We start from the raw sequence: 1,583 nt of genomic DNA, 5'->3' as shown, positions 1-1,583 counted from the left end.
AGCTTGGCGTTTAACTTCGGCTGGCATCGTGTGCCTTGATCGTCTTTGCCCGTTTGACGGTCTTGCCAACGTCGTGGTGCTTGGCCCGATGCTTGTTTTTCGAGCCGGGGGGCCGTCCCGGCCCTGGCCGGGACGGTTTCGGTGCGGCTGCCGGACGGGCTGTCGTCACGCGGACGTTGCGAAACCCCCGCCGCACGCGGGCGGGGGTGAGGCGGCGTGGCTCGGCGGGCCGCTCCCAGGGGCGGCGCAGGTCCTCGGCGAGGGGCCGGGCGAGGCGGAGCTGGGTGTGGGCGGCCATGATGAGCCAGGTCCACAGGTCAGCGGTGTCCGCGTGGCGGACCTTCGGGGCGGTCCAGCCGAGCGTCTGCTTCATCAGTCTGAACGTGTGCTCCAGGTCGAATCTGCGCAGGAACGACTGCCACCAGCGGTTCACGTCCGCACCGGTGGCGGCGGTGGCCGAGCACCACAGCCAGACCGGTTTCGGGTTGCGGTCGCCCGGCAGACGCTCGACCTTGAGGCGGATCAACGTGCCATGCAGGACCGGCAGTTCCTCTTCCGCATGGTCCAGCCAGGGGCCGCGATGGGTGAGTCTGGGGTGCATCCGATCCCAGGCGATTGTCTCGGCGGTGCCGTAGCGGGTGGTGTCCGTGGCCGTGGTGACGTCGGGCTGGTGCCAGGTGTCGGGCTTGGCGAAGGTGAGGACACCGCCGTGCTTGCGGGGCCGGCCGCCCTTCGGGCCGGAGCGCGCGTGGCCGACGTCGCGGAGCATCACGCGGTCCGACCGCAGGCGTCCCACCAGCACCACCGGGAGGTCGGCCAGGGCATGGGAGAGGTAGGCGACGTCGTAGCCGGAGTCCATGACGACCAGGATCTCGGCGTCGCCTTCATGCCACTGCCCGGCTTCTGTCAACCGGTCCACCATGTCGCGTAGTTGGACGGCGGTGACGGCGGTCGCATCGTCCGCGGGGCCCAGGCGCACAGCGTCCAGCAGCCCACACCAGGAGGTGCGGCCGGACTCAAGCGCGGCGACGAAGGAGTACGGCCAGCCGGGCACGAACTGGTCTCTGCTGCGGTCCCCGCGCCCGTAGACATGGCAGAACAGCCGTTCCTCACTGGTGGGGGCGTCGGGGCGCAACCAGTTGGACACGTCCACGGCCAGCACGATCCGCCCGTCGGCCGCTTTCGGCAGTGGCAGGCCGGCCAGGGCGCGGCGCAGACGGGCCGGCTCGGCCCAGCCCCGGTCCAGGGCCTGGTACAGGGCGCCATGTCCCCGCCGGTGCTCGACCGCCAGCGACAGTTCGACCAGGGTCTTCACCGGCCCGTCCGCGCACAGCACCGCGTCCGTGAGCTCGAAGAGCGCGTCGGCACGGGCGTAAAGGCAGTCGTAGAACTCAACCCGAAAGCGGGACAAGACGCCCAACGCCTCGCTTGCGGGTGCCTCGACGGGGAGACTCATAGGCAGCGGCCGTTCTCTCGTGCTTCGTGACTCGACATCTCGAAGCGTGGAGAACGGCCGCCTCCACTGTCCCGGAAAGAACCGCAGATCAGCAGGTCGGGTGACCTGCGAGGTTAAACGCGAAGCT

The 1,583-nt window shown here is 69.7% G+C and carries 1 protein-coding gene; it reads right to left on the bottom strand.

What is annotated here, in order from left to right:
- Positions 1 to 10 precede the first annotated feature (10 nt).
- Positions 11 to 1,456, bottom strand: coding sequence for an NF041680 family putative transposase (locus ACWDD9_RS43825; protein ID WP_449814784.1), 1,446 nt, complete (start codon positions 1,454 to 1,456; stop codon positions 11 to 13).
- Positions 1,457 to 1,583: the final 127 nt, after the last annotated feature.

It is taken from the genome of Kitasatospora sp. NPDC001119 (assembly GCF_053598475.1).
This window is presented reverse-complemented; position numbering and strand designations above follow the sequence as displayed.

Excerpts from the sequence above, each read along its gene's own strand:
- ACWDD9_RS43825 (WP_449814784.1), bottom strand. The coding sequence starts at position 1,456 with ATGAGTCTCCCCGTCGAGGCACCCGCAAGCGAGGCGTTGGGCGTCTTG.